The organism is uncultured Streptococcus sp., from assembly GCF_963528215.1.
Taxonomy (GTDB): Bacteria; Bacillota; Bacilli; order Lactobacillales; family Streptococcaceae; genus Streptococcus.
This window is the reverse complement of record NZ_CAURVL010000003.1, coordinates 58,036-77,573: the sequence shown is the minus strand read 5'-3', so window position 1 is coordinate 77,573 and position 19,538 is coordinate 58,036. Positions and strand designations below refer to the sequence as shown.

Here is a 19,538-nt window from a genome sequence, read left to right as displayed (position 1 = left end):
TCCTGTAAATATAGAGGAATTGGCTTCTTATGTCAATGATGGGGAGAAGACTGTCTTCTTTTTCACGGCTGACTGGTGCGGAGATTGCCGATTTATCAAACCTTTTCTGCCAGAGATAGAAGCTGAAAATCTTGACTATCGCTTTATCCAAGTGGACCGTGATACCTATTTGGGTCTGGCCAAAGAGTGGGACGTTTACGGGATTCCCAGCTTAGTAGTGTTGGAAAAGGGACAGGAGATTGGCCGTCTGGTCAATCGTGACCGCAAGACCAAAGGCCAAATCAATGAATTTTTAGCTAGTATAAGAGAAAAAGGGAGCGTAAAATGATTTTTACCTATAATAAAGAATATGTCGGCGACGTGCTGATGGTTATTGCTGCGGACAATCAAGGAGCTAAACTGGCAGCTGAACGCAAAGGACGGGTAGTGCGTGTTTACCGTGAAGATAATGGCCAGACAGTAGCTTGGAATATTTTTGAGCAGTCAGACCTTTTTGAAATTGCAGAGTGCGGACAGGTCTTTTTGACAGATGAGCAAGTGGCCGTTCTCAATCAGGAGCTGAGCAAGGAAGGCTTCCCAGCGGACTTGGTTAATGACAGCCAGCCTAAGTTTGTGGTTGGAGAAATTGTTGAGATGGTAGCTCATCCAGATAGTGACCACCTGAATATCTGCCAAGTGCAGATAGCTGCTGATAAGACCGTTCAAATCGTGGCCGGTGCTCCTAATGCCAAAGTCGGCCTCAAAACGATTGTAGCGCTGCCAGGTGCTATGATGCCGAAAGGGAATTTGATTTTTCCGGGAGAACTTCGAGGCGAAAAGAGTTTTGGGATGATGTGCAGCCCACGGGAACTTCAGTTACCTAATGCGCCTCAAAAACGCGGCATCATTGAATTATCCGATAGCGAACTAGTTGGAACCGCCTTTGACCCAGCCAAACATTGGCAGGGATAAATAAGAATCTGCAAAATTGCAGGTTCTTTTTTTGACAAAAGAATATTTTTGTTATATAATCAGCTAAACTGATTATCAGAAAGGGTGATTAATATAGATGTAAATAAATCGTTGGGTTTTCAATTAAGCAAAATAGCTCAGGAAATGGATTGGCGTTTCTCAGAATTGTTGAAAGAATATCAAATAAATTCAAGAGATTATGGGATACTGTTGGCCATATCTAACAAGGAAGATCTAACGCAAATAAATGTTGGCGATTTGCTTAAAATTGATAGAACAACTATTGGACAATTAATTGATTGCTTGGAAATGAAAGAACTAATTTTTCGGAAGCGGAATCCACAGGATCGCCGGCAAAACATCGTGTTGCTAACAGATAGCGGTAGAGAACTTGTAGAAACAATGTGGCTAAAAATGCTAGAAGTCGAGAAAGAAGTGCTGAATGACTTATCAGCTATTCAAGAGAAGGTTATCTTAGATATTGCTCAATTTATAAAGGAGAAGAACAATGGATAAATTAGAATTTTTAAAACTGCAAACAGAGTTGACTATTAGTCCGATGGACTATTTGGCACAAGCTAAATCAGGAACAGAGTTCATGTTAATTGATGTGCGAAATGCCCCTCCGCATTTGAAGAAAGAAAAAATTCAAGGAGCGATAGAAATTCCTCTGAATAACTTAGCTTCCTGTTTAGAGGAGTTGCCTAAGGATAAGGAAATTGTTGTTTATTGTTGGGATGTTTGGTGCAATATGGCTAAAAAAGCTTCCATTATCTTGTTGGAAAATCATTTCAAAGTAAGAGAATTATCTGGTGGTATAGCTGCTTGGAAAACTTTAGGTTTATCTACAGAAGATTTGCATAATTAACAATAGCAGTGAAGCAAATGAGCTTAATTTCTCATTTGCTTCACTGCTGTAATGATTGTAAGTATTTTAAAATTTTTCCTCACATTGTCTCAAAAGAAGACGCTGTCGCTATTGCTTTGCGAGTCGGTTGATGATTGAGGAGTGGCTGTGGGAATCTGGCTCGGAGTGCTGTATTTGTATTGGTAGATAAGGCTGTTTAGGTTGTGGTCTTCCAATGCTTTGAGGCGCTTTCTCTTGAAAACAATGCCGATGAGCTGGCTGTCAGGATAGGCATAAATCTTATGACGGGGATGGTTAAAGGCTGCAAAGTCATGGAAGCCGTCCTCCATCCAAAGACTAATCTCGGATTCTTCACTGTCTCGGCTGTAGCGAGCATGACTAATCTGCTGCATAGGAATGCAGTAGGTGGCAGCTGATAAGAGTCCGCTATAGTGGTAGGTCACATAGTCGTGGTCAAAGGAGAGGATAGTCGCATGAATGGTTAGCCTGCGAATAGCAAAGATAAGGAGCAGTAAGAAGAAAGCAGCAACCAGCAGACTAATGACAAAGAAACTAGTGTCTTTGTAGGGGTTGGAGCTAGTCAGGTAGTCTACGGCAGCCCAGGCAGAAAAACCTCCGAACCACAGAGAGATTAAGATAAAAAGAATATTTTTCACAGGCGAATGTTTAATGGTCATCGGAGCCTCCGTCGTACAAATCTAGTAGAAAAGGGGCAGAAACTGCAACTTTCTTTTTTATCTTTACTATACCACATTTTTTTCACTTTTTGCCTCCTATTACGAATGATAAGTTAGGAGGATATAAAATGTATAATAAAGTAATTGTAATCGGCCGGCTGACGGCTATGCCTGAACTGCACAAGACTGCGAATGAAAAATCTGTGGCTCGTGCAACGGTCGCAGTTAATCGTCGTTATAAATCTCAGAGCGGTGAGCGTGAGGCGGATTTTGTAAATGTGGTTGTCTGGGGTCGTCTAGCTGAGACTTTAGCCAGCTATGCAAGTAAGGGCAGCTTGATTTCTCTGGATGGTGAGCTACGGACTCGTCGCTATGAGAAGGAGGGGGCGACTCATTATGTGACAGAAGTGCTCTGTCATAGCTTCCAGCTCCTGGAAAGTCGGGCCCAGCGCGCTCTGCGTGAAAATAATAGCGGAGCTGATTTAGCAGATTTGGTGTTGGAAGAAGAGGAACTTCCCTTTTAAGCAAGGAGCAAAGACTGGGAAATGACCTTGCTCTAAAAAATCATCATTCAGTTTTGCAGGATGCAAGATCTGTTTGACTGAAAGTCTATTTCTATCCAGCTTTTAAAAGTTTAATGATGATTGTCGAGGTGGGACCAAGAATCAAAAATCATGGATTTTTTAGATTCTGTCTCACCTCTTTTATTATAGCCGTTTCTGGAAAGATTTTGCTTTTTGGAGGCTTTGTAATATAATAATCCTATATGTTTCATAAAGGCGCTTACGGCATAGGGGGTGAAAAATGGTATCAGCTAAGGTCAAAAAACGGATACAGCATTATCAGAAGAAGGCTCTCTGGCCGCTTTTTATTCTGCTTATCTTGGGTTTGCTTTTTGTTTATTTCAAGGGTGTTCTGCCAGATGAGAAGCAGGTCAAGATTGGGGTGACCTACATGACCATGAACAATGACTTTTACAAGACCTTAAATGCGGAGCTGGAGAAGAAAACCAACCAGCAGGGCAGCAGGCTCTACGTTCGGGATCCTGAGCTGGATGAGGGCAAGCAGAGCCAGCAGATTGACTTTTTTGTCCGTGAAAAGGTTGATGTCATTGTTATCAATCCGGTGAAAAGCAATAGTCCAAGTATTATTTCCTCTCTTCAAAAGGCCAAGAAAGCTGGTATTAAAATCATCGTAGTGGATGCGCCTATCAGTCAGGATGTAAAAGTGGATACGACCATTGTGTCTGATAACTACCAAGCAGGCGTCCTGATTGCCCAGGACATGATGAAGCGCTTGCCTTCTGCCAACATTCTCCTTTTAGAGCACCGCAATGCCGTCTCTGCCATGGACCGGATTCAGGGATTTATTGATACGATTGAAAAACAGCCTAGCTACAAGATTGTTTCCCAGAAAGAAACACTAGGCCAGACCGAGGAAACCATGCCACAGGTCAAAGGGGCTCTAGACGAAGGTTTGGACTTCAATGTGGTTATGGCGCTCAATGATCGAGCAGCCATCGGGGCCTTGGCTGCTATTAAAAATCAAGGTCTTGATAAGAAAATCTCAATCTATGGCGTGGATGGTTCACCAGATATCAAAAATTTTCTGGCTACGACTAGCGACATAGAGGGAACAGTGGCTCAATCGCCCATTCAAATGGGACGCAAGGTGGCGCAGGTAATTGAGCTGATGCAGGAGGGGAAATCCTACGATAGCCAATACCTGATTCCCGTTCATCTGGTTAATAGAGATAATATCAGTCAATACACAGTTACAGGGTGGCAATAATGAGACCTCAAAAAAGTATATTTTACAGCAAAATAGCCCTGATGGTCATTAATCTGGTTGCCATTGTCTATAATGCCTCTATCTATCTCTTTGCGACCAACTATGTAGCAGCTAAGGGCTTCAGTCACTCGCTTTTAGAGCGCTTGGATGCCATTCCGGGCTCTCCCAGCTTGATTTTCTGGGTATCAATTAGTCTGTATGCCTGTCTGCTTTTGGTCATGTACTATCGCGAGCGCCACCCCAATCAGCTGTCCGTCTATGACAAGGCGACCATTATTGAAATCCTGCTCATGCTGGTCATCTTTTCCGTATTACACTCGTCCTACAATGGCTTGATTCTCTTGGTGTTTGCGGATATTTTCTATGGCTCTAAGGAGTTCAATTCTTCCAAGGACAAGAAGTACTGGTTTTCTTTCATTATTTTGAGCTTTGGCATGCTGCTCTTGTCCAACTATGACCTCATGTCGCTCTTTATCAAGCTGCCTTCTCTAGATACCTATATTCGTTTTTACCCAGAGTCCGTCCGGCTATTATTGCTTTTTGGCAAGAACTTTCTCTACTCCCTCAATATAGTTGTCTTTATGATTTCCTTGCTCTTCTATATCTTGTCGGCTATTACAGAGCGTCATCGGATTGAGGAAGAGCTGCGCATGGCTTCTCAGGCCAATCGCGAGTTGAACTCTTATCTGGCCTTGTCCGAAAAAATAGCAGAAGATCGAGAGCGGAAGCGGATTGCAAGAGAGATTCACGATACATTGGGCCATGCCCTAACGGGAATTTCGGCGGGTATTGATGCGGTCAAGGTCTTGGTTGATATTGATACCAATCGGGCTAAGGAGCAGCTCAATAATGTTTCAGTCGTCGTTCGAGACGGTATCCGTGATGTCCGAGGCTCGCTCAATAAGATGCGACCAGGAGCTCTGGAAAATAACACTTTGAAGGAAGCTCTGATTAAGATTATACGTGAGTATGAAGCCATCTCCAATTTGGAGATTCATCTCCGCTACGAATGGGATAATATTGACTTGGATATTGCCAAGGAAGACATTGTCTTCCGGGTGATTCAGGAGTCTATTACCAACTCTGTCCGCCATGGGCATGCCAAGACTATCTGGATTGAGCTACTGGAGGAAGAGTCCTATGTAATGACCATTCAGGATGATGGTGTTGGCTTTGATGAACTCCACTATGGCTATGGCCTCAAGCAGATGCAGGAGCGTCTAATGATTATTGGCGGAAGCGTCCGATTTGAAAATCGGGACGGTTTCTACACGCATATCGAAATCCCAAAAATAGGAGGAAGACATGATTAAGGTTTTAATAGCAGACGATCAGGCCTTGATTCGCGAGTCTCTGCAAATCATCCTGTCAGCCCACGCAGATATTGAGGTGGTCGGGACGGTCGGAGACGGCAAGGAAGTGCTGGAAAAGCTTCATCGGGTACGCCCAGATGTGATTCTGATGGATATTCGCATGCCAGTCATGGACGGTGTTCTCTGTACTAAGGCTGTCAAAGAGCAGTATCCGGATGTTAAGATTATCATTCTGACGACCTTTGATGACGATGAATTTATCTTCTCTGCTCTCAAATACGGTGCGTCTGGTTATATTCTCAAAGGGGTTTCGACAGAAGAGCTTCACGAAGCCATTCAGACAGTCTATCGGGGCGGAGCCATGATCAATCCCAATATTGCTACCAAGGTCTTCAAAATCTTTTCACAGATGGCCCAGTCCAACTTTGCTATCACGGTGACGGAGGAAAATATAGAGGACATGAGCCGGACGGAGTGGAAGATTATCCAGCAGATTGGCTTTGGAATTTCTAATAAAGAAATTGCAGCCAAACTCTTTCTATCAGAAGGGACAGTCCGAAATTACCTGTCGGGTATCCTAGCCAAGCTCAACTTGCGCGACCGAACCCAGCTGGCTATCTGGGCTGTGCAGACCGGAGCCACCCAGAGAGATTTTAGTAAGGAAAGCGACAAATGAAGTGGAGACTAAGACATTTGGCCCTGCTGGTTGTCCTAATCATATCTGTTGCTCTGGCTTTTGTCTTTTGGGCTTCAGCTCAGGAAAAAGTCCTGCGTATCGGGGTCTATGCTGGCTCTAGCTGGGATGTGCCTAACAGCCGCGAAAACAAGGTCTTGGACAGCCTGATTAAAAAATTTGAAAAGACGCATCCTCATGTCAAGGTCGTTTATGAAAGCGGTATTCCCAAGAATGATTATGCTGACTGGCTGGCAGAGCAAGTCTTGAAAGGCGAGCAGCCAGATCTCTTTATGGTACCAGAAAACGACTTTAGCATGTTGGCTTCGACTGGCGCGCTTAAATCCTTGGATACCCTCCTAACGGATGATGAACGGACAGCCTTTTATCCGGTGGCTTATGAAGCTGGGCAATATCAGGGAGTCAGCTATGCTCTTCCAGTTGAGAGCAATCCTATCATGATGTGTGTCAATAAAGACCTGCTTGAAAAAGAAGGAATTAGCATTCCTGAGTCAGGTTGGACCCTGGCGGATTTCTATGAGATTTGCAAGAAAGTAACCAAGGATACCAATGGCGATGGTGTGGTGGATCAGTACGGTATTACGGATTACACTTGGCAGCAGGCTCTGGTAGCTTACGGCGGCCATCTTACCGATAAATCCGGTATCAATGTAGACAGCTCAGAGATGCACCAAGCCTTGGCCTTTATGAGCAAGCTAGACATGCTCAGCCAGCACTATAAGGTGACTTCTAATGACTTTGATGAGGGGCGGGTGGCCTTCTATCCTATGAGTCTGGCCCAGTATCGGACCTACAAGCCCTACCCATACCATGTTGCCAAGTATTCTAGCTTTTCTTGGACTTGTATCCCGATGCCGACAGCCAACAGCCAGGTGATGGGAACACAGGTTAAGACCTCGCTCTTTGCCATGTCTTCCAATAGTAAGCAAGAAAAGTTAGCTTGGGAATTTATGCTCTTGCTGTCACAGGACAAAGAAAGCCAGCAGGCCTTGTTTGAAAAATCGCAGGGGACCTCTGTCTTACCATCTGTGGTGAAAAGTCAACAGGCTAGAGAAATCTTACAGGCAGATGATTTTGGCTTGGATTCCTTGACTTCTGAGAGGCTAGACCACATGATGAATCGCTCTATCATTGACATCAGTCTAGAAGTAGACCGTCATACGATGGACCGGATGGACTATCTGATTCAAAATGCTATGCAGAATCAAGAGATTGACAGTGCCTTGCCGAGCATTCAAAGAGAAATAGAAAGCGGAAAATAATCTGCTTTCTTTTTTATTGCCAATTAAGTCAGAAAAAAGCAGAGCTGACTAGACCAATATGACAATTGTCATATTTTTCCTAACAAATGTCATCTGGGCAAAATGACATTTGACAATATGAAACCGATTACAAATCTTGTACAATAAAATCATCAATAAATCCTTCGTCATCTAAAGCCTGACTTGGCTAAGAAGTTGAAGGATAAAGGAGGCAGTAAAGATGAAATACCTTGTACTGGTCAGCCATGGGGGACTGGCTGCAGGCGTGCAGAGTTCCTTGAAGATGTTTGCCGGAGACAAGACGGACCAGGTGATTGCGGTTGGTCTTCAGGAAGGCAAGTCAGTTGATGATTTTGCAGTTGATTTTACTCAGGCCTTGGCTGGCTTAAGCGCTGATGACAGTGTCTTAGTTCTGGCTGATATTGTAGGAGGCAGTCCTCTGACGACAGCAGCTAGCGTCTTAGCCGACATGGGTAAACTCGACTCAGCAGTTATCTTGGGAGGTTTGAACCTGACCATGGGCCTGACTGGCTTGGTTATGAAAGACATCTTAGACGGAAAAGAGTTGGCTCAGGCTATCCTTTCCGAGGCCACAGCTGCTTTGCAGGAATTTGAAGTCGTAAGCGATGCAGCTGACGACGAAGATGAAGACGATATTTAGTGCTTCCGCATACATTATAAAAGATAAAAGGAGATTTTAAAGATGACAGTATCATTTGTACGGATTGACGACCGCATGATCCACGGTCAAACAGTCACTCGCTGGGCTAAGGAATACCCATGTGATGGCTTGATTGCAGTTAATAATGCTGCGGCAGGAAACAAGGTTTTGATTCAGGCCTACAAGGGAGCTTCTGACAAGAAGACTTTTGTTTGGACCAAGGAAGCCTTCAAGGAAAAATCAGGCAAGGTCACCGAGTCAGACAGTCGCTATTTCCTCATTACGAAAAATCCCGTGGACATGAAGGAAATCTTAGTAGACCAAGGTTTTGTACCTGGGGATGTTAAGGAAATTATCGTCGGTCCTGCTAATGACCGTCCGGGAGCTGTTAAGCTGGGCAACAACCAGTCCATCACCCAGGAAGAGGCAGAAGCGATTGAGGCGATTGAACAAGCTGGCTACAAAGTCAAATTCCAGCTCTTGCCAGATGTTTCCATCGGTTACTGGAGCGATTTCAAGTCTAAATTTGGTTTTTAATTACAATAATGAAAAGGAGAGTCTATTATGACAATTTCTTGGCTGCAAGCCGCTTTACTGGGATTATTTGCATGTCTGTCATCTATGCCTGGTTTGGGTGGTACATCTATTGGTAACTATACATTAGGACGTCCCTTAGTAGGAGGTTTAATATCTGGTCTTATCTTAGGTGATATTAAGCTTGGTATTGTTTGTGGAGTCGCTATGCAATTGGTTTACATCGCTTTGGTAACTCCTGGTGGTACTGTCTCTGCTGATGTGCGAGCTGTTTCTTACATCGGGATTCCACTCGCTATGGTTGCCATTAAGACACAAGGTTTAACTTTAGATTCTGCTGATGCAGCAAACCTTGCAAAATCAATGGGAACTCTGGTAGGAACAGTTGGTACAGTACTCTTCTATGGTACAGCAACTATGAATCTGCTTTGGCAGCATATTGGTTGGAAAGCAGTAGAAAAAAAGGATTTTAAAAAGCTATATGTAGTCGATTGGGGTTTCCCTTGGATTTCACACTTGGTTTTTTCATTCCTGCCTACACTCATCATGTGTAAACTAGGTGCTGAGGCTGTAACAACTTTGAAATCAGCCCTACCGTTGGATGGAATTCCTATGAAAACTCTCTTTACAGTTGGCTCACTGCTTCCATGTGTCGGAATCGCTATCCTTTTAAAACAAATTGTTGAAAAAGCTGTTGATTTCATTCCTTTCTTTGTCGGTTTTACATTGGCAGCTTCTCTGGGTCTGAATCTTGTTTCTTGTGCTGTTGTTTCTCTGATTTTCGCTGTTCTGTTTTATGAAATTCAAATGGCTAAAAATATAAGAGCGCAAGCTACTGCAGGACCAAATGCAGAATTTGTTGAAGACGATGATGAGGAGGATATTTAAGATGGTGAAATTAACGAGAAAAACTTTAGGCAAATCTTTCCATCATTGGTACTATGGGAATCTAACCTGTTTTTCACAAGAACACATGCAGACCTTTGGTTATTTAGCCTCTATGTTGCCAGTGGTGGAGGAGCTTTATAAGGATAAAGAAGAGCAGGCAAAGGCTATGCAAACATATACTGCTTTCTTTAATACAGAACCTCAGCTGGGAGCTTTGATTGTTGGGATTACAGCTGGTCTTGAAGAAGCACGTGCCAATGGTGCTGATGGAGTTGATGATGAAACTATAAATGGACTGCGGGCTGGTCTTATGGGACCGGTTGCAGGTATTGGTGATTCCCTCATTGTTGGTACTTTGATTCCGATTATTCTAGGGATTGCCCTAGGACTCTCTAATGGCGGTTCACCTCTAGGTGCAATCTTCTACATTGTAGTATGGAATTTACTTGCCTATGCAGGTATGAAATTTGCCTATTTCAAAGGTTATGAATTAGGTGATAAGGCTGTTGAATTTTTGGTAGGTCCTCAAGGACAGGCTATCCGTAAATCAGTATCTATCGTTGGTGGTATGGTTATCGGAGCAGTTGCTGCTACTTGGGTTCCAGTAAAAACGGCTTTCCAATTGAAAGATTCATCTGGTAAAGCATTTTTGGTCATGCAAGATCAGTTAGATGGTGTCTACCCTGGTCTCTTGACAGCACTCTTTATCGTCTTCTGTTGGTGGCTGATGGCGAAGAAAAACTTTTCTCCAATCAAAGTTATGCTCATCCTCGTTGTAGTTGCTTTTGTTGGTGTATTAGTTGGTTTCTTCAACCCAGGATTGAAATATTAAAAGGAGAAGATCATGACAGAACAAGAATTGATTCAAGGCTATGAAACAGAAATTCACTACCAGAAGCATATGATTGAAAATCTAGGACGCTGGTTCAGTCTCTTCTTTGCCATTGCCAGCATCGGTCTTGTTCTGATTTATCTCTTTCATGAGACTAATCTCCTAGCGCTGATTGCAGGAATCGTCCTAGCTCTACTGGGTATCTTAGCCATGCTTTTGTTTGGCTATGGCATCTATAGAGGACGCCTAAATCTGCAAAAAGTGATTGATGATTTTGAAGCAAAACTACAACTTGCAAGATAGACATTTTCCACCTAAAGACAAGTCTGAGAGGATTTTAGCTCGGACTTGTTTTTTATTTTTTGACTTTAGGAGCAAGTAAAGCAAAAAAATAAAATTTTTCTTTCATCTAGCCGGTTTTTTTCTTGACTATTTCTGACCAAGTGATAAAATAATAACTATAGATTAGCACTCGATAGTTTAGAGTGCTAAAAATTCAATTTTTGGAGGAAAACCATGTTAAAACCATTAGGAGACCGTGTGGTCTTGAAAGTAGAAGAAAAAGAGCAGAAAGTTGGCGGATTTGTCATTGCAGGCAACGGCCAAGCAGCGACTAAGACAGCAGAAGTTGTCGCAGTCGGTCAAGGCATTCGTACTTTGAACGGTGAGCTGGTAGCCCTGAGCGTCAAAGAGGGCGACAAAGTTCTCGTAGAAAATCACGCAGGCGTGGAAGTTAAGGACGGAGATGAAGCTTATCTCTTAGTCAGTGAAGCCAATATTCTAGCAGTTGTCGAGTAAGATTAGAAGAGAGGAATAATAAAATGGCAAAAGATATTAAATTTTCAGCAGATGCAAGAAGCAGTATGGTTCGTGGTGTTGACATCTTAGCGAATACTGTCAAGGTGACTTTGGGTCCTAAAGGTCGCAATGTCGTTTTGGAAAAATCCTTTGGCTCACCCCTTATCACCAATGACGGTGTAACCATTGCCAAGGAAATCGAACTGGAAGACCATTTTGAAAACATGGGCGCTAAGCTGGTGTCAGAAGTTGCTTCAAAGACCAACGATATCGCTGGTGACGGAACAACAACAGCAACTGTTTTGACACAGGCTATCGTCCGCGAGGGGATTAAAAATGTTACAGCTGGTGCTAATCCAATCGGTATCCGCCGCGGGATTGAAGCAGCCGTTGCAACAGCTGTTGAAGCCCTGAAATCTAACTCAGTTCCAGTTTCTAACAAGGAAGCTATTGCTCAGGTTGCTGCCGTTTCTTCCCGCAGCGAGAAAGTCGGTGAATATATCTCTGAAGCTATGGAAAAAGTTGGAAATGACGGTGTCATTACTATCGAAGAGTCCAAAGGAATGGAAACTGAGCTGGATGTGGTTGAAGGTATGCAGTTTGACCGTGGCTACCTGTCTCAATATATGGTAACCGACAATGAAAAAATGGTAGCCGAACTGGACAATCCTTACATCTTGATTACTGACAAGAAAATTTCTAACATTCAAGAGATTCTGCCATTATTGGAAAATATCTTGAAAACCAACCGTCCGCTTTTGATTGTTGCAGATGATGTTGACGGAGAAGCTCTGCCAACACTTGTTCTTAACAAGATTCGCGGAACCTTTAATGTCGTAGCTGTCAAGGCACCAGGCTTTGGTGATCGTCGTAAGGCTATGTTGGAAGACATTGCTATCTTGACGGGCGGTACAGTGATTACAGATGATCTTGGCCTAGAGCTCAAAGATGCTACGATTGAAGCGCTTGGACAAGCTTCTAAAGTCACTGTTGATAAGGACAGCACTGTGATTGTGGAAGGCTCCGGCAATCCAGAAGCCATTGCTAACCGTGTGGCAGTTATTAAGTCACAGATTGAAAGCAGCACTTCTGAGTTTGACCGTGAAAAACTGCAAGAACGTCTGGCTAAATTGTCCGGTGGTGTAGCTGTGATTAAGGTTGGAGCTGCAACCGAAACAGAACTTAAAGAAATGAAACTCCGCATCGAAGATGCCCTTAATGCAACTCGTGCAGCGGTAGAAGAAGGAATCGTTTCCGGTGGTGGTACTGCCTATATCAACGTTCTGGACGCTGTCGCAGGTCTTGAGTTGGCAGGGGATGAAGGAACTGGACGTAACATCGTTCTTCGCGCCTTGGAAGAGCCTGTTCGTCAAATCGCTTTGAATGCAGGCTTTGAAGGTTCAATCGTCATTGACCGTCTGAAAAATTCTGAAGCTGGTACAGGCTTCAATGCCGCGACTGGCGAATGGGTTAACATGATTGAGGCTGGAATCATTGACCCAGTTAAGGTAACCCGTTCAGCCTTGCAAAATGCTGCTTCTGTAGCCAGTCTTATCTTGACAACTGAAGCAGTAGTGGCTAATCAACCAGAACCAGCAAGCCCAGCTCCAGCTATGGATCCAGGCATGATGGGCGGTATGATGTAGACCACAGTCACAAAACGCTAAATGATAAAAATAGAAGATTGCCCCAGTCTGATGGTGACTGGGGCAATTTTTTGTTAATCTTTCTACATCGTCTAGATACGTTTGAAGGATTTTCTCTTAGCTTTTTAAATTATCTTTATAAATATACTTTAAAATTTCAGCAAAACCCGGAAATAATTGTAATTTCATATATAAAAATAGGTAAAAACTTAAATATATTAGAAGAAGTTGACAATTTGTATACTAATTCCGAACTTTGTACAAAAATACGGTCTAATATTTGACTTATATAAAATCCTATGATAGGCTAATATATGTAGTACACCAGAAAAGTAAGCTGGATTTAATCTAATTTCAACATTTCTGGTAAAAAAGTAATATTGGAGGGATTGTTTATGAAAAGAATATCTCATACTATTGCGCGCTTTTTCTCAGTAGCCTTTGTGCTCCTCTTTAGCCTGTTTTCTAGCAGTCAATCTGCCAGAGCTAACACGGTAGATGATGTTATCACATCAATCAATGTCTACAATCAGAAGGGTGAAGAACTGACTGACGGCCTTTCCCCTTGGGAAAAATTTCAAATTGACGCAAACTTTGCCTTCAATTACGGCAAGGTTCAGCCAGGAGATACTACTACCATTGGCCTTCCTGTTGAGTTTGCCTTGGAGGGAGCTGATTTTGAAGTCAAAGATGATGACGGTAATCTCGTAGCGACAGCTGTGGTTGATGCAAGCTCTAAGCAGCTTACACTGACTTATACAGACTATGTCCTGACTCGCTCTCATATTGAAGGAAAAGTTCACCTTTTAGCTCGTGTTAACCATAATGTGGTTCGAGATAAAGGCTCAATCCCTCTGAAACTTATCGTTGGCAAGAAGATCATTGAGTATGGGAAAATTGACTACAAAGGTCTTCCTGGCCAAGCAACTCCTTATACTTTCATAAAATACGGCTGGAATAATGCGGATAATATCAAGAGCATTACTTACAGCCTGAATATCAACCAACAAAATCAAGAACTGGATAATGTTTTTATTTCAGATACTCTGGGCTTTAATACCGGAGAAATAGATCTCAACAGCTTCCAAATCCTTAAAGGCTCATGGGTTGTTGACCCAACTGATAACTCTTACCGACTAAGTCAGCAACGTGAGGATGTGACAGGAAACTATACGATTAATCTTGCGGCTGACAAGCGCTCCTTTACCATTAACATGGGACATATCGGTGCTAATGAAGGCTTCTATGTCCGCTACCGTGTTAATTTCCCAACAATCCCGGCTGACGGAACTGTCTTCCCGAACGAAGCGATTATGCGAGCAGATAATATCGAAGAGCAAAAATCATCAGTTGCTGTCCGCTACCAACGTGCGAACGGATATGCACATGGGGATGTCTATGGTGTACAGGTGACTAAGAAAGATGAAGCTGGTAAACCTTTGGCGGGTGCTGAATTCACATTGTACGATGAAGATGGCGTGACTGTTGTTCAAAAAGCAACTAGTGATGCTAACGGGATTGCTTCTTTCAGCAACTTGATTAAAGAGCATTATGTGATTAAGGAAACCAAGGCACCAGCAGGCTACCAACTCTCAGATGAAGAGATTCAGGTCAATGCTGCTCAGCTCAAGAATTATGGTTCTGGTATTATTTACAAAGACTTCACCAACCGTCAGGCCTTGATTACCGCTTCAGGTACCAAGACTTGGAATGATGACAACGATAAAGATGGCAAACGTCCAGATAAGATTACGGTTCGTCTCTATGCTAATGGTGTTGAAGTCGCTTCTAAGGAAGTCGGTCCAAATGATAAGGGTGAGTGGAAGTATGAGTTTACTGACTTGCCAGCGACCGGCACAGATGGAAAAGATATTGTCTACTCAGTTACTGAAGACCGTGTTTATGGTTATACAGCTACTGTTGATGGTATGAACATTACCAATACACCAGTTCCAGGAGTTCCAAGACCACCGAAACCTAGCTCGGACAATAGTTCTAAGAGCAGCAGCAGTAGTTCTTCTAGCTCAAGTAGCAGTAGCACGACTTCTAGCTCAAGCAGCAGTACAGGAAGCACTGATGTGATTATCGAATCAGATAATGGTAGTGGCGGAGGAAATGCCTATAATGTTGTAACTAAGAAGGGTCTTCCTAAGACTGGTGAGAATGCCAGCTGGATCATGATTGCTGCTGGAGTAGCTCTAGTAGGATTGGTAGGCTTTATTGCCTTCCGTGCGAAGAAGAAATAATTTTTATCTCTGTTCCCTTAAGGGAACAGAGATTTTTTATCGGCAAAATCTATACCAGCAACTGTTGTTTTTTAGAAAGTAGGAACAAGCAAGCTTTGTTTTACAATCGGTCATTATCTTGTATTCTTTTATTAATCAATACTATGATATTCCGTAATATAGTTGTTTTAAAATAAAAAGCAACTAAGATGTTTCCTAGAACAGATTAGTTGCTCAGAACTACGGGGAAGGCCGCTTGGGTGTGTAAGCGTGAAGCACATTAAAACTTGATATATATAATCTTTCTTAATTCCTAAACCAAAAAATTTATAAGACATCCTTAGGAATATGCTCGGTGTGTGATCATCTTTATCAAGTTTTCGTCAAACTTATTTTACTTCAGTCTTCTTTCGTAGTTTTTGCTATACGATGCTCCTCCTTTCTTGTATCTAAAGGAAGGGGATTTTTTGTGTGGGAATTATCTAGAGGATTAAATATATGCGTTTTCAATTATCTTCTTTTCTGTTATACTTGTACTAGAAATCTGAGGAGAAGATTCACTCAATTTGAGGAACAATTATTTGGAATAAGGAGATATAAAAATGTCAGAGGAACTATTGAAAGAGACAGTTATTGAACTGAGTATTGCGGATAATTGGGAAGAGGCAAAAATGGAGTGGACAAAAGCCGAACTTGTAAAAATTGATGCTGATAGAAAACAAAGTTGTTTATGCGGTCATAAAAGCCTCAAGAAAGTATTTGCTATTACTAGGAATGATGGCTCTGGGATAGAGCTTTCTCCAATCGGTTCTTCCTGTATTGAGAAGTTTGAAAATGAAGAACTAACTAAAAGTATAAAGAGAGCAGAAAAAATTTATAAATTAAAAAAGAATCTAAAGTTTGAAGATCTTCGTGAAGTGATGGATGAAGAGATGCTGGAAGATTTTTATAGTAAGGGTTATTTTAAAGAGGATAAAGAAAATGAGTTTAATCCATGGAACGATTATATTCTTTTTAAAATGGCTTTAAGCAGAAAAAATGAGGAACGTCAGTTGGCGTATAATAAGATTGAGCGTATCATTTATGTCATAAATGATTATCTTCATCCAGAACTTAATGAAATATTTGATATTGAAAGCTACAAAGAAAAATTGCAACAGTTGAGGAAGGAGGCGAAGCAAGAGGAGCAGGAGGCTGAGAAGAGGAATAGAGTTGCTAAACAAAAAGAAGAGGAGAGGCTTGCTCGGTTGCGGGAACAAGAGGAAATTGAACGGAAAAATAAGTTAGAAGAGGAAAGGAAATTAGAGGAGGAGCGGCTCCAAAGAGAAGAGGAGATAAAGCTGCTAAAACGGAAGAACCTTTATGAGAGCTTTGAAGAATTAAAAAAATGGCTACAACAACAAGGAAACAGTATAAGAAGGGAATATGAAGAAAAGCTGAGTAATTTAACAGATATTGCTGAAAAAGTAAAGGTATTAAAGGAGCTAAAACAATCAGAATTGAAGCAATCCCAAGAAGAAGCAAAGAAAGATGAAGATCTGGTATTAGAGGCATTAGAAATGAGGGAAAAGGTAAAGGCTCTATATTCAGTCACTCCTAGAGCTAGGAAATGCTTGGAATACCTAGATGCTAATGTACATACAAATAAAGGACACCTGATCTATATGACAAGATTTTTAAAAGAGATAGAGGAAGGGAAGCTGTGATATACGTTTTAAAATTGAGAAAGATTTGAATAACCAATAAAAGTACAAACAAAAAAGCCTTGTAAACCAAGGCTTTTTCTTATCTATTTCTATGCCCCCTGCAGTCGCTCAGACGTTAAAATAAGTAGAAATAAGTAACAAAAACGCTGATAAATCAAGGTTTTACCATTTACTGAGTAGGAAGGGATTTTAAATTTTTGAACAAATTTTGAACAAGCATACTGCAAAGTCCGAATTGGTCATTAAGGAATAATAAGTTGGGAGCTTGCATTTATTCTTTAAAATGATACAATAGAAATGGAAAAAGGAGTTGCGTCAACAACTCCCTACAGACCCGTTTAAGACGGTGGCTGGTGAAAACAACTAAGAAATAGTCGTCGACCTAACCAAAGTGAGGACGGCTATTTCTTTTTGTTGTTCATGAGCATTACAATGAGAGTGGCAAAGCCGATCATCAAAGATAATGCTTCATAAACTGTCAAAAGTCTTGCTCCTCCTTTCCACTAGATTTGAGCACAGTATGGACGTTCTTGTGTCCATCGCACCACCTCCAGTCATAAAGTAAGAGCCACCGTCTTTACTTGTCTGTGAATCTATTATAATATCTATTTTTGGATTGTAAAACAGTTCATGTATAAAAACTCCGCCATTATGGGCGGAGTTTTACGCTATTAACGGTGTATCGCATAGAACGGAGAATTTCCCTTATAATCACTAATATCGTTGCCGTTATTCTCAACTATATATTGGTTTTTTAACTCTTTTCTAATTAAAAGTTGGGTATTTTCAAGTTGATACCAAGCAACTCCCTTAGCTATTTCGTCTTCCAATGTTTCTTGTTGAAATTTTTCAGGAACAGAAAATTGACTATCAAATGTATCATTTGAAAACTTGCCTGAGCTATGAATATCGGTTTTTAGAGCGACATCTGAGTGAGGCAGTAATAGTATAATTTGCTTCGCTTTATCGTATAATTTTGAAGAAGTTGCTGTAAAAACTACCCTACCATCATGGGTAAGAGCATGTTCATAATGTGCTTTTAGAACTTGTTCAGCGGAGATGTTGATCCCCCCGTCTGCATCTTGCGGAATCAATCGATAAACTACAATTTTCTCATCGCTCATTTATTCTTCCTCTTCCTCTTTCTTTTTCAGTCCCATCATGCCGACCCCTGCGAGGGCTAGACAGATCATAGGAAGCATGGCGTTTTCTGCTGTTCCTGTAGATGGGAGTTGGCTTTCAGCTGACTTGTAAACGGATAAGCCTCGGTAGACAACAGGTGTAGAGAGTTTCTTAGGTGCTGATTGAGGAAAAATCCCCTTATACTCAACTACCTTACCAGACTCGTCACGTACCTCAACGGCAGTACCCCCACGGCGCTCAATCTCAGCCTTCTGACGAGCCAAGGTTTCCTTACGAACAACCTCGTCGTACTCAGCCTTAACCTTGTTGTAACGAGCTGTAGCTTTAGCAGAGGTGGCTTTTAGTGGTTTAAGGTCAGCTAGCTGTTGAGCTAGGGTTTCTTTCAACTCCGCAAGCTTAGCAGAATACCCCTTGATAGCCGTCTGCAACTTAGGAAGCTCTACAGCCTTCTCTACTAAGAGTTTAGCCAAACGGTCAGCCTCAGCCACCTTTATAAGCTAGAGAACAAGCGTCTCAATGCTCGCTTAGATACTATCGATAAATTGATAGAGGCGCTAGATGCCAGCCCTGCCGCATTTTTTAATTTCCCACCCTCGGATTCCAGAAATCCTGAGCTTTATGAGTTGATGGAAGAAATCGAAGAATTACCAGCGGCGCAAAAGGAATTGTTCATAAAAGGCGTGAGGATACTGCTGCAATCCCTAAAATAGAAAAGACAAGCTAAAATAAAATAGCTTGTCTTTTTGTTTTATAGATTTATACCAAATTGTTGGGAAATCTTATGCGCCTCTTCGTCGATTGTTTCCCATTTTTCTGCTTCATGAATAAGTCTAAATTGTTCCAATCTATCTGCTACGTTGCAAAAAATTTCTAATGCTTCTTCTGACTGGAATATTGTTTCTAGTAGCGGTAAATAAGTCATAATGTTTTTCAGCATATCTTGATTGGAAAGCAGTCTAAAGAAATCAATATTTTCATCTTCAGATAGTTTATTAGCTTCCTGTGATAAATAGATTAGGAGTAATTCATTTCTTGTGAGGCGGCGCTTATCTCCTTTTCTTAGCTTTGTTAACGCTACTTCTAAGAAATCCACTTCAATCTCTCTAACATTATCTAATAACGCTCGTTTTTCTAAATTTTCAATTAAGTCTGTAACTTCTTTCAATGTGTGAGGATTTTCAGCAGTAATTTCTTCAGAAAGTGTCCTAGCCAATTCCTCTAGCTGCTTGTTCTGGAATATCGCCTCGTAGGTATCATTTGAAACCTTTTTTCCCATCAATAGATTATCTATAGTATCTACACCTATATACGATAGTCCACTTAAAATTTTTTTACGATTATCCCAAGTATCCTTTTCATACTGGGTCTGGTAGTCTTCTAGTCGTCCCACCATATTGGCAGTAATCATTGCTAAAAACGTCTTATCAGAAATATCTAATTTCATACAAGTTGCCTCCTGTTTTTGCTAATCATCTTACTAGATTTCTTTGAAGAAATCAATACTCTAAAAAATATTTAGGGTAAAACAAAATAAGGCAAAAGAACCCCA

Annotated in this window: 23 protein-coding genes; 18 read left to right on the top strand and 5 right to left on the bottom strand. The window is 41.6% G+C overall.

What is annotated here, in order from left to right; all coding sequences use genetic code 11:
- Window positions 1-10 precede the first annotated feature (10 nt).
- The 4 genes from RWS24_RS02150 to RWS24_RS02135 all read left to right on the top strand — a co-directional run bounded on the left by RWS24_RS02150 (window position 11) and on the right by RWS24_RS02135 (window position 1,819).
- Entirely contained in the window at window positions 11-328 is a 318-nt protein-coding gene (locus RWS24_RS02150; protein WP_314365087.1) for a thioredoxin family protein, read from the top strand.
- Window positions 325-951, top strand: coding sequence for a YtpR family tRNA-binding protein (ytpR, locus tag RWS24_RS02145; protein ID WP_314364972.1), 627 nt, complete (start codon window positions 325-327; stop codon window positions 949-951). Before RWS24_RS02150 ends, ytpR begins: the two co-directional genes overlap by 4 nt.
- 84 nt (window positions 952-1,035) lie before the next feature.
- Window positions 1,036-1,467, top strand: coding sequence for a transcriptional regulator, SarA/Rot family (locus tag RWS24_RS02140; protein ID WP_314364969.1), 432 nt, complete (start codon window positions 1,036-1,038; stop codon window positions 1,465-1,467).
- Window positions 1,460-1,819, top strand: a complete 360-nt coding sequence (locus tag RWS24_RS02135) for a rhodanese-like domain-containing protein (RefSeq protein WP_002910814.1) — start codon at window positions 1,460-1,462, stop codon at window positions 1,817-1,819. The genes RWS24_RS02140 and RWS24_RS02135 overlap by 8 nt, the downstream gene beginning before the upstream one ends.
- A gap of 89 nt (window positions 1,820-1,908) precedes the next feature.
- Here the strand turns inward: RWS24_RS02135 and RWS24_RS02130 are convergent, their stop codons facing one another.
- Window positions 1,909-2,496 carry a hypothetical protein gene (locus RWS24_RS02130; RefSeq protein ID WP_314364966.1) on the bottom strand — a complete coding sequence of 196 codons (588 nt, stop codon included), beginning with the start codon at window positions 2,494-2,496 and terminating at the stop codon, window positions 1,909-1,911.
- Between the two features lie 128 nt (window positions 2,497-2,624).
- On the opposite strand from RWS24_RS02130, the gene RWS24_RS02125 reads away from it, so the two are divergent.
- The 14 genes from RWS24_RS02125 (at window position 2,625) to RWS24_RS02060 (ending at window position 16,846) form a co-directional block, all read left to right on the top strand.
- Window positions 2,625-3,020 carry a single-stranded DNA-binding protein gene (locus tag RWS24_RS02125; RefSeq protein WP_002903597.1) on the top strand — a complete coding sequence of 132 codons (396 nt, stop codon included), beginning with the start codon at window positions 2,625-2,627 and terminating at the stop codon, window positions 3,018-3,020.
- A gap of 280 nt (window positions 3,021-3,300) precedes the next feature.
- Window positions 3,301-4,287 (top strand): substrate-binding domain-containing protein, encoded by a 987-nt coding sequence (locus RWS24_RS02120; RefSeq protein WP_314364964.1) that lies wholly within the window; start codon window positions 3,301-3,303, stop codon window positions 4,285-4,287.
- Entirely contained in the window at window positions 4,287-5,600 is a 1,314-nt protein-coding gene (locus RWS24_RS02115; protein WP_002907421.1) for a sensor histidine kinase, read from the top strand. The genes RWS24_RS02120 and RWS24_RS02115 overlap by 1 nt, the downstream gene beginning before the upstream one ends.
- The gene (locus RWS24_RS02110; RefSeq protein WP_125445446.1) at window positions 5,593-6,276 is read left to right on the top strand and encodes a response regulator transcription factor; all 684 of its coding nucleotides are present in this window, start codon (window positions 5,593-5,595) and stop codon (window positions 6,274-6,276) included. Before RWS24_RS02115 ends, RWS24_RS02110 begins: the two co-directional genes overlap by 8 nt.
- Window positions 6,273-7,556 (top strand): sugar ABC transporter substrate-binding protein, encoded by a 1,284-nt coding sequence (locus tag RWS24_RS02105; protein WP_314364959.1) that lies wholly within the window; start codon window positions 6,273-6,275, stop codon window positions 7,554-7,556. Before RWS24_RS02110 ends, RWS24_RS02105 begins: the two co-directional genes overlap by 4 nt.
- 220 nt (window positions 7,557-7,776) lie before the next feature.
- Window positions 7,777-8,217, top strand: coding sequence for a PTS fructose transporter subunit IIA (locus RWS24_RS02100; protein WP_314364958.1), 441 nt, complete (start codon window positions 7,777-7,779; stop codon window positions 8,215-8,217).
- Between the two features lie 42 nt (window positions 8,218-8,259).
- On the top strand, window positions 8,260-8,754 hold the full coding sequence (locus tag RWS24_RS02095) for a PTS sugar transporter subunit IIB (protein ID WP_314364956.1): 495 nt from the start codon (window positions 8,260-8,262) through the stop codon (window positions 8,752-8,754).
- A 27-nt stretch (window positions 8,755-8,781) separates the two neighbouring features.
- Window positions 8,782-9,639, top strand: a complete 858-nt coding sequence (locus RWS24_RS02090; protein ID WP_314364955.1) for a PTS sugar transporter subunit IIC — start codon at window positions 8,782-8,784, stop codon at window positions 9,637-9,639.
- Window position 9,640: 1 nt separating this feature from the next.
- The gene (locus RWS24_RS02085) at window positions 9,641-10,471 is read left to right on the top strand and encodes a PTS system mannose/fructose/sorbose family transporter subunit IID (protein WP_002923061.1); all 831 of its coding nucleotides are present in this window, start codon (window positions 9,641-9,643) and stop codon (window positions 10,469-10,471) included.
- A gap of 12 nt (window positions 10,472-10,483) precedes the next feature.
- The gene (locus RWS24_RS02080) at window positions 10,484-10,774 is read left to right on the top strand and encodes a DUF202 domain-containing protein (RefSeq protein ID WP_314364953.1); all 291 of its coding nucleotides are present in this window, start codon (window positions 10,484-10,486) and stop codon (window positions 10,772-10,774) included.
- Window positions 10,775-10,987: 213 nt separating this feature from the next.
- Entirely contained in the window at window positions 10,988-11,269 is a 282-nt protein-coding gene (gene groES, locus RWS24_RS02075) for a co-chaperone GroES (protein ID WP_002898579.1), read from the top strand.
- Window positions 11,270-11,292: 23 nt separating this feature from the next.
- Window positions 11,293-12,915, top strand: a complete 1,623-nt coding sequence (gene groL / locus RWS24_RS02070; protein ID WP_002898576.1) for a chaperonin GroEL — start codon at window positions 11,293-11,295, stop codon at window positions 12,913-12,915.
- A 395-nt stretch (window positions 12,916-13,310) separates the two neighbouring features.
- Window positions 13,311-15,161, top strand: a complete 1,851-nt coding sequence (locus RWS24_RS02065; protein WP_314364949.1) for a Cna B-type domain-containing protein — start codon at window positions 13,311-13,313, stop codon at window positions 15,159-15,161.
- 581 nt (window positions 15,162-15,742) lie between these two features.
- The gene (locus RWS24_RS02060; protein WP_314364947.1) at window positions 15,743-16,846 is read left to right on the top strand and encodes a hypothetical protein; all 1,104 of its coding nucleotides are present in this window, start codon (window positions 15,743-15,745) and stop codon (window positions 16,844-16,846) included.
- Between the two features lie 401 nt (window positions 16,847-17,247).
- Here RWS24_RS02060 and RWS24_RS02055 read toward each other — a convergent pair whose 3' ends face one another.
- The 4 genes from RWS24_RS02055 to RWS24_RS02040 all read right to left on the bottom strand — a co-directional run bounded on the left by RWS24_RS02055 (window position 17,248) and on the right by RWS24_RS02040 (window position 19,433).
- Window positions 17,248-17,328, bottom strand: coding sequence for a putative holin-like toxin (locus RWS24_RS02055; RefSeq protein ID WP_376739449.1), 81 nt, complete (start codon window positions 17,326-17,328; stop codon window positions 17,248-17,250).
- A 189-nt stretch (window positions 17,329-17,517) separates the two neighbouring features.
- Entirely contained in the window at window positions 17,518-17,970 is a 453-nt protein-coding gene (locus RWS24_RS02050) for a hypothetical protein (RefSeq protein ID WP_111676697.1), read from the bottom strand.
- Entirely contained in the window at window positions 17,971-18,459 is a 489-nt protein-coding gene (locus tag RWS24_RS02045; RefSeq protein WP_172454769.1) for an LPXTG cell wall anchor domain-containing protein, read from the bottom strand. It abuts the gene before it with no gap.
- Window positions 18,460-18,737: 278 nt separating this feature from the next.
- On the bottom strand, window positions 18,738-19,433 hold the full coding sequence (locus RWS24_RS02040) for a hypothetical protein (protein WP_111676693.1): 696 nt from the start codon (window positions 19,431-19,433) through the stop codon (window positions 18,738-18,740).
- Window positions 19,434-19,538: the final 105 nt, after the last annotated feature.

What these genes read in the sequence shown, in the direction of transcription:
- ytpR (WP_314364972.1), top strand. Translation starts at nt 325, where the DNA reads ATGATTTTTACCTATAATAAAGAATATGTCGGCGACGTGCTGATGGTT.
- RWS24_RS02135 (WP_002910814.1), top strand. Translation starts at nt 1,460, where the DNA reads ATGGATAAATTAGAATTTTTAAAACTGCAAACAGAGTTGACTATTAGT.
- RWS24_RS02130 (WP_314364966.1), bottom strand. Translation starts at nt 2,496, where the DNA reads ATGACCATTAAACATTCGCCTGTGAAAAATATTCTTTTTATCTTAATC.
- RWS24_RS02125 (WP_002903597.1), top strand. Translation starts at nt 2,625, where the DNA reads ATGTATAATAAAGTAATTGTAATCGGCCGGCTGACGGCTATGCCTGAA.
- RWS24_RS02120 (WP_314364964.1), top strand. Translation starts at nt 3,301, where the DNA reads ATGGTATCAGCTAAGGTCAAAAAACGGATACAGCATTATCAGAAGAAG.
- RWS24_RS02115 (WP_002907421.1), top strand. Translation starts at nt 4,287, where the DNA reads ATGAGACCTCAAAAAAGTATATTTTACAGCAAAATAGCCCTGATGGTC.
- RWS24_RS02110 (WP_125445446.1), top strand. Translation starts at nt 5,593, where the DNA reads ATGATTAAGGTTTTAATAGCAGACGATCAGGCCTTGATTCGCGAGTCT.
- RWS24_RS02105 (WP_314364959.1), top strand. Translation starts at nt 6,273, where the DNA reads ATGAAGTGGAGACTAAGACATTTGGCCCTGCTGGTTGTCCTAATCATA.
- RWS24_RS02100 (WP_314364958.1), top strand. Translation starts at nt 7,777, where the DNA reads ATGAAATACCTTGTACTGGTCAGCCATGGGGGACTGGCTGCAGGCGTG.
- RWS24_RS02095 (WP_314364956.1), top strand. Translation starts at nt 8,260, where the DNA reads ATGACAGTATCATTTGTACGGATTGACGACCGCATGATCCACGGTCAA.
- RWS24_RS02090 (WP_314364955.1), top strand. Translation starts at nt 8,782, where the DNA reads ATGACAATTTCTTGGCTGCAAGCCGCTTTACTGGGATTATTTGCATGT.
- RWS24_RS02085 (WP_002923061.1), top strand. Translation starts at nt 9,641, where the DNA reads ATGGTGAAATTAACGAGAAAAACTTTAGGCAAATCTTTCCATCATTGG.
- RWS24_RS02080 (WP_314364953.1), top strand. Translation starts at nt 10,484, where the DNA reads ATGACAGAACAAGAATTGATTCAAGGCTATGAAACAGAAATTCACTAC.
- groES (WP_002898579.1), top strand. Translation starts at nt 10,988, where the DNA reads ATGTTAAAACCATTAGGAGACCGTGTGGTCTTGAAAGTAGAAGAAAAA.
- groL (WP_002898576.1), top strand. Translation starts at nt 11,293, where the DNA reads ATGGCAAAAGATATTAAATTTTCAGCAGATGCAAGAAGCAGTATGGTT.
- RWS24_RS02065 (WP_314364949.1), top strand. Translation starts at nt 13,311, where the DNA reads ATGAAAAGAATATCTCATACTATTGCGCGCTTTTTCTCAGTAGCCTTT.
- RWS24_RS02060 (WP_314364947.1), top strand. Translation starts at nt 15,743, where the DNA reads ATGTCAGAGGAACTATTGAAAGAGACAGTTATTGAACTGAGTATTGCG.
- RWS24_RS02050 (WP_111676697.1), bottom strand. Translation starts at nt 17,970, where the DNA reads ATGAGCGATGAGAAAATTGTAGTTTATCGATTGATTCCGCAAGATGCA.
- RWS24_RS02040 (WP_111676693.1), bottom strand. Translation starts at nt 19,433, where the DNA reads ATGAAATTAGATATTTCTGATAAGACGTTTTTAGCAATGATTACTGCC.